The sequence below is a fragment of the Methylobacterium sp. Leaf106 genome (assembly GCF_001422895.1).
Taxonomy (GTDB): Bacteria; Pseudomonadota; Alphaproteobacteria; order Rhizobiales; family Beijerinckiaceae; genus Methylobacterium; species Methylobacterium bullatum.
Map to the genome: position 1 here is coordinate 23623 of NZ_LMNB01000010.1, position 6575 is coordinate 30197.

Sequence of the window (6575 nt, forward strand, 5' to 3'; positions counted from 1 at the left end):
TACGGCAGAGACCTCGAACGTAGCGAGCCGGCATTCCTCCCGAGCCTGGACTGGCGATAGGCCAGGTGACATTCGCATGAAGCCCGACCAGGCAACCGGCATGGCCTGCTCCAGCCGGACCGTGAGGATTCGCGAAGCACCCGATAAACCTGCATGCGGGAGCGGCCCAAGGCCACAGCGGTCGCTGCTGCTCCATTGCCGGCCTTCGACAACGTCATGATCCGGCAGCGGTCGACGCGGCGCTTGCAGCCGGCATACACACCGCTGCCCGTCGCGCGCTCGATGCCCTCGCGCTGGCGCTCCTTGATGAACCGCCGCAGGAACTCAAGCACCGTCGCCAACTCGACCCGGCCGTCGCGGCTGCCGCCCGAGATCTTCTCCGAACGGATGACCCCGCAGCCTTCGGCCTTCAACCGGGCAACCTGCCCTTCATAATTCTAATCGAGGGTGCTGACGCGGGCGTAACCGATGCGGGCCATAGTGTGTAACCTCAAGCTTTAGGTCCGAGGCTAAGTTGTGACAAATAGCCGGCTTGACCCCAGATGTTACGATGACCGGCGCCAGCTGTGTTACGTGACGCCAGGGTGCACCCTAATGTGACAACGAGCCGTGATCCCCTTTTAATTTTCGCAAGCCACCTCAATAAGTTCGTTTCACTGGGCGACAGTTTTGCTGAAATGAAGAAGCCCTAATATGTGAAGCCACATTAACAACGCGCGACGAGTTTTCATATCTTACTCTCATACAGGTGAATCCTTAAAGATGAACTCATCAAGCACTTTTCGGCCTTAAATCGCGGCAGACTTATTGTTGTATGGGACAACCGACCTATACCCGCAGGCGGCATAACAGATGATTGAATTGACTATCATCTATCTGAAGGTCAAATTTTTCTATTTTTAGTCATAAACGATTTCATAGATTCTGAGGTTGTCACTCCAACTAGGATTGAAATCTTACAAAAGTCTCGACTACCGGCGCCCCGAGTGAAAACGGTGACGCCAACCCTCCTCCAGCCTGCGCTCCTCCGCGCTCTCCTCCGGGACGGGTTCCAGACGCAGCAGGATCATCGCGAAGCCGTTCTGCTGGAGATAGACCTGCTCGGAGAGACCCGGCGCGCGGAGGTCGCGCCTTACATCGATCCAGAGATCGGGACTGCACGGGGCGATGTCGCTCGCCGTGTTCGGCCGATGCGAACTGCTATGATAGCGCGAGCGTGTCGGGACCGGACTGCCGACCCCGCAGACGATGGTTGGAAAGGAGAGGCTGCGGTAGCACCGCTGCACCCGGCCGTTGCCCGCCACGACGATGGCGATCCGCTCGGGATGGTACTGCACGTAGGCCCGAGCCGCCGCCTCCTTGCCGACCGCAAAGTCGCGCGCGAGCGCAAGTACGTGCTGCAGGTCGGGCTCGCGAAAGGCAGCCATGGCCTCCCGCAGCAGGTGCGGTGGCATCAGCACGAGTGTGGCGAAGCGGTTGGCCTCGACTTCCCTAAGCTGACGTTCGTCGCCCACCTTCGCTGTGAGGCGCAGTAGGTCGGAACTCTTGCACAGGAACCGGCCGGGCTGATCCGGGACGTGGTGCGCCATCAGGAAGTGGCCGAGTTCGTGCGCGATGGTGAAGCGGCGACGCGGTTCGCCCCCGCGCTTGGCGAGGATGGTTCCTTCGGACCGCTTCGCGTCGGTGACGAGGCCGCCCTCGAACCCGTCAGTGTCCAGCTCCTCGATCCTGAGGATCCCGAGGCGTGCGCACAGCTCTTGGATCGGTACGGGCACCGGCAGGTTCGGCTCGGCCTTTAGGATGCGTTTGACGAGCGCCTCCGGCGAGCCCGCGTCGGCCAGATCCTTCCTGTTGATCGGCATCCTCGAAGCCCCTTCCAGTCCTTGAGCCGATCATCAGGCCGCCACGCACCAGCTATCCCGAAACCGGACGGTAGGCAGCTCGTACAGGAAGTAATCCGATGTGCCGCGTGGCTCGAGCGGTTGCCCGCTCTTCAAACGCATCCTCCTGGCCGGAAATCAGCGCCTCCAGCCAAAAAATCGCGTTGATCGAAACGCTGCCATGAACCTCGAGCGCCCGGCCTCACGCGCGAGGCGAAGTCCAGCGAGATCCCGCTATAAGCCGGAGCAAGCCGATTCGAAATGTGGGGTGGATGAGGTGTACCGAGCCAGGATCGAACGGCTTTCGGCAGCAAAAACAACTACTTAGTAAGGCTAAAATGGCGGAGACGGAGGGATTCGCCGCCACCATTCCTAATGCCCTGAAAATAAACGGCTTCTTCAGGCGCTCAATGCCTACTTCGTAGCAGCGTTTCGGTGCACTCGTCAAACCCGTGATGTGACAGGGAGGCATGCTTGACAAGCGGCAGACCAGGGCCGTGTCGGGTCGATCTTCGTTTTATTGGCACCTCCATTCCTCGATGCGCTCGCGGGCATTGGCCAGCGACTGGAACCACGAGGCGTTCAGGCATTCCGCTCGTAGGCGGCCGTTGAACGACTCGATAGTGGCGTTTTCGGTCGGCTTGCCCGGTCGGGAGAGCCGGAGGTGGGCGCAGAGCGACCAAGTCGATCTCGACCCCGTTCAGGTAAGCCCACTGGCCGAGCATGCGCCCGGTGAACTCCGGCCCATGTCGAACCGCAGGCTTTTCAGTCGACCTCGCAGCCGGAGCGAGGCGTCCAGAGCCTCGGTCACCTGGAAGGCGCGGAAGTTAGCTCTCGGTGTGAGCGAGAGCGCCTCTCGCGTGTGGCAATCGACGACCGTCAGGATCCGGAACAGACGTCCGTCGAAGATGCGGTCGGACATGAAGTCCATCGCCCAGACCTCGTTGGGTCCGCCAATCGCCGGTCGCCCCTGGCGATAGCACCAAGCCCGCTTACGCTTGGGCAGCTTGGACCGGATCGATAGCCCCTCATCCCGGTAGATCCGATACGTGCGCTTGTGATTCACCTCCCAGCCCTCCCGTCGTAGTAGGATATGCAGCCGCCGGTAGCCGTAACGGACTCGCGCGGCAGCCAACTCCTTCAACTGCATCCGCAGCGCGACCTGCGGGTCCGAGCGTTTCCTGTAGCGCTGCGACGAACGGCCGAAGCCGGTAGCCTGGCAGGCCCGACGCTCGCTGATGAATCTAGCCACCGGCAGGTGGCCGGCGACCTCACGGCGAGCGGGGGGGCCTCACCACTTTTGCTGACGCTGCCCTTCGGGTCGCTTGAGCACATCCTGCAACATGGAGCCGTCCAGCGTCAGATCGGCGACCAGCCGCTTCAGCTTACTGATCTCGTCATCCAATTGCTTGAGCAGGCGAATCTCCGGCACGCACATGCCGACGAATGCTTCTTCCAGCGGTGAAACGTCGGCTCGGACACGCCCATCTCGCCGCACAGACCTCGTCCACCGTGGCGCCATTCTCAGCCTGCCGCAGGGCAAAGGCGATCTGTTCATTCGTGAAGCGTTTGCGGCGCATGGCATCCACCCTCCTTCAGGGTTCAAGATGCCCGAAAAACTTGAGCTCAGCGCGGACCAGTTTGGTGGGTCAAGGCCACAAGGTCACAGTCAGTCAAGAATTCTAACAATCAGGCCATTTCGACAGCAAAAAACACTAGATTTGAGCCAGACGCCCGATAATTAATGTATTTATCTATCACTTCCGGCGCTATTATTTTTTTGATTCAATCTCGCAAAATACACGAGCGAGCTCCGCCAACAAGTATCTGGCACGGGGATCCTTGATTTTATCAAATGCGTCCTTAAAATAGAAATCTTCCAATGGCACCGTAACATCATTAATTTTCTGAACTACAGCAGTAGAACCGCTTTCAGATTGCATATCATAAAAGTAGCTGATGTCGACTCCCAAAGTCTGAGCTATCCGCTGAAGCTTATCTGCGGCAATCTTACTTTGACCGCTCTCATATTTTTGCACCTGTTGAAAGGTTACGCCCAAAGCGTTTCCTAGACTGGCTTGGCTTAGACCGGCCGAACGCCGCAAGGACTTGATGCGAACGCCAATTGCACCTGGGCTTCTATCTTTGTTATCGTCCGACATAGATCCCTGCGTAGTATAACTTTAAGTCGCATTGACGCCAAATTCGGGCAGAAAACGTGGTGTACTGCATTCCGCCTCATTCCAAAAGGCCCCACCGTTGCAAGGGTGATAAGATGCCCTGTCGGGACCAGAAGCAGCGACAGGAATCACTTATGTCCTTGACACAGCAAATTGGTTCACAATAAGCGGCAGCTTTTTGGCCTACCCACGTGAGGTAGCCTGTATCAAATATAGTGAGTGTTAGTTTTTGGATTTTGCCTTGTTTGTGATCCAGGACCAATGCAAACTCTTCGGCTGCGACAGCTTAGTTGGCGAAGGCTTTCGGCGTAAAGCCGCCCGGATTCATAAGAGGTCGATCTTCGTTGTAGTGGCACATACCTTCCTCGATGCGATCACGCGCATCCGCCAGTGACAGGAACCATGGGGCGTTCAGGCACTCCGCCCGGAGGCGGCCGTTGAACCACTCCATTGTTGCCGTGGTCGGTCGGCTTCCCCGGCCGGGAGAGCCGGAGGCGGGCGCAGAGCGACCCATTCGATCGCAACCCCATTCAGGTCGGCCCAAAGGTTGAGCATGCGCCCGGCAAACTCGCTGCCGCAGTCCTTTGGTTCCGTTCCATGATCCACCCGCAGGTTCTTGGGCAGCCCCCGCAGGGCTGACCAAGGCGTCGAGCCCCTCAGTCACTTGGTAGGCGCCGAAGTTGGCTCTCGGTGTGAGTGAGAGCATCTCGCGCCCGTGGCAATCGACCAAGGTCAAGATCCGGAAGAAACGTCCGTCGGAGAACCCGCCCGTCTCCCTGCGCAGTTCCCACACCTCATCGGTGGTCGCTGCACGAGCCGTGTCTCGGAAAGAGCGCGTCTTGCCAGCCTTCAGGAACTCCTTGAATCAGCCATTGTATATCGAGGCGGCGATCCCCTTGCGCCGACAAGGCTTGGCGATGCAGCCAGCGGCCCACGCACGTCTTCAAGCAACGCGCGAATCTTCTCCTCCGACGAGAATCGCTGCCATGTGGTCCGGCGAATATCCTTGCTCAACGCGTCTGCCGGCCTTCTGTCTGGGGCCGGACATCTGCTACGTCTTCGCTCCCTTAGGGAACGATGAAGCAGTCGTCATGCTTTCGCAAAGTTACTCATTTTGTCCCAAAGGTGCCGATGTATGGCAATTTTACCGTATGCAACTCGAGTTTTGGCCAAGACATTTTTCTCTTTATTAATGACAATATTTAATACTACAGTATTGTGCAAATACGCCACGTGCTGGAGATCGCCCCGTTGGCCTACCATGCATATGTCTTATGGCGTACCAATTTCATTATTCTGTCGGCGAGGCCAAGATAAATTTCAGAATTTTCAAGTCATTTGAGCATATAGAGGGAAAATAACTATGATAATATATGACGTTTTCGCTGAAATTACGTTTGGCCGCATTGCTGGACCAAAAACCCAATTTGCGCAAGCGCAAGCGAACCTGCTCTGCCCGACCATGCTGGGAAAAGCATCGCCTGAAGGATAAATCGATGAACTCCCCTTAAGGGAGAGTTAGACAACTCTGATGCGAAAAATTCATCCATTCGGAACTTTTATGCGCCATCCGTTGATCGCGCTGTGATCAACCAGCGCTGCCGTCTGGAGAAAACAATGGCCACTGTCTCAATCCTTACCAATGCCGGCTTCGACGTTCGTGACTTCTTCGTTCCAAACCTAGCCAACGCCGACTTGTCGTTCACAGGGCTCGTCAGCAGCGTCGGGAACCTCCTTCTCGACGGCACCCGAACCGATACGTTCAACGTTCTCACGATCGAGGCGGACGGCCTCACCTACAATTACAATGGCAATTGGGAGATCGAGGCCTCGACCGGCCTGTTGACCGGAACGGTCTCGGCGACGGGCGGGTATGACGGGGTCGAGGTCAAGCTCGGCAACACCGTCCTGGCGACGCTCGACCTGCCGTTCCAGCCGGTCAATCTCGGAACGGAAACCAGCCCCGGCATTCTCGGGAGCGTCGGAACCCTCGTGACGGATCTCGTCGGCGGCACTGTCGACATCCTCCTCGGAACCCTCGATGCAACGGTCTCCCTGGTCGGCCTCAATCTCGACGCCACCCCCGACCTCATCGACATCGTCATCGATGCCGGCGGCACCCAGACCGGCGGCGATGGCGACGACACCCTGCGCGGCGGCATCGGCGGCGATACCCTCGACGGCGGTGCCGGCAACGACACCATGATCGGCGGCCGCGGCGACGATACCTACATCGTCGATTCACCCGGCGACACTGTCGTGGAGGCCCCCGGCCAGGGCGACGACACCGTCCGCTCGTCGGTGACCTACACCCTCCCCGACAACGTCGAGAACCTCGTGCTCACCGGCAGCGGCGGCATCGACGGAACCGGCAACGCCCTCGACAACGGCATCACCGGCAACGACGGGGACAACACCCTCGACGGCGGGGCCGGCAACGACCGCCTCACCGCGCGCGGCGGCGACGACGTCCTCATCGGCGGCGCGGGCGACGACATCATGCGCGGCGGGGCCG

Annotated in this window: 4 protein-coding genes and 3 pseudogenes; 1 reads left to right on the top strand and 6 read right to left on the bottom strand. The window is 58.8% G+C overall.

Going from position 1 to position 6575, the window contains the following annotated elements:
* Positions 1 to 128 precede the first annotated feature (128 nt).
* The 6 genes and pseudogenes from ASF34_RS22140 to ASF34_RS23410 all read right to left on the bottom strand — a co-directional run.
* Positions 129 to 479 (bottom strand): annotated as a pseudogene (locus tag ASF34_RS22140) (recombinase family protein); the annotation flags it as partial.
* 492 nt (positions 480 to 971) lie between these two features.
* Positions 972 to 1862 (bottom strand): ImmA/IrrE family metallo-endopeptidase, encoded by an 891-nt coding sequence (locus tag ASF34_RS07775; RefSeq protein WP_056160377.1) that lies wholly within the window; start codon positions 1860 to 1862, stop codon positions 972 to 974.
* Between the two features lie 538 nt (positions 1863 to 2400).
* A pseudogene (locus tag ASF34_RS07780) lies at positions 2401 to 3460 on the bottom strand (IS3 family transposase); the annotation flags it as partial.
* Between the two features lie 192 nt (positions 3461 to 3652).
* Complete coding sequence (locus ASF34_RS22145) at positions 3653 to 4042, bottom strand: helix-turn-helix domain-containing protein (RefSeq protein ID WP_082494110.1); 390 nt, start codon at positions 4040 to 4042, stop codon at positions 3653 to 3655.
* 304 nt (positions 4043 to 4346) lie between these two features.
* A complete protein-coding gene (locus tag ASF34_RS22150; protein WP_443136527.1) occupies positions 4347 to 4766 on the bottom strand; it encodes an integrase core domain-containing protein in 420 nt (139 codons plus the stop codon).
* Positions 4767 to 4832: 66 nt separating this feature from the next.
* Positions 4833 to 5146: pseudogene (locus ASF34_RS23410) on the bottom strand (IS3 family transposase); the annotation flags it as partial.
* A 531-nt stretch (positions 5147 to 5677) separates the two neighbouring features.
* On the opposite strand from ASF34_RS23410, the gene ASF34_RS07790 reads away from it, so the two are divergent.
* The coding region (locus tag ASF34_RS07790) for a calcium-binding protein (RefSeq protein WP_162240032.1) at positions 5678 to 6575 on the top strand (898 nt) is incomplete at its 3' end.

Excerpts from the sequence above, each read along its gene's own strand:
- ASF34_RS22145 (WP_082494110.1), bottom strand. The coding sequence starts at position 4,042 with ATGTCGGACGATAACAAAGATAGAAGCCCAGGTGCAATTGGCGTTCGC.
- ASF34_RS22150 (WP_443136527.1), bottom strand. The coding sequence starts at position 4,766 with ATGCTCTCACTCACACCGAGAGCCAACTTCGGCGCCTACCAAGTGACT.
- ASF34_RS07775 (WP_056160377.1), bottom strand. The coding sequence starts at position 1,862 with ATGCCGATCAACAGGAAGGATCTGGCCGACGCGGGCTCGCCGGAGGCG.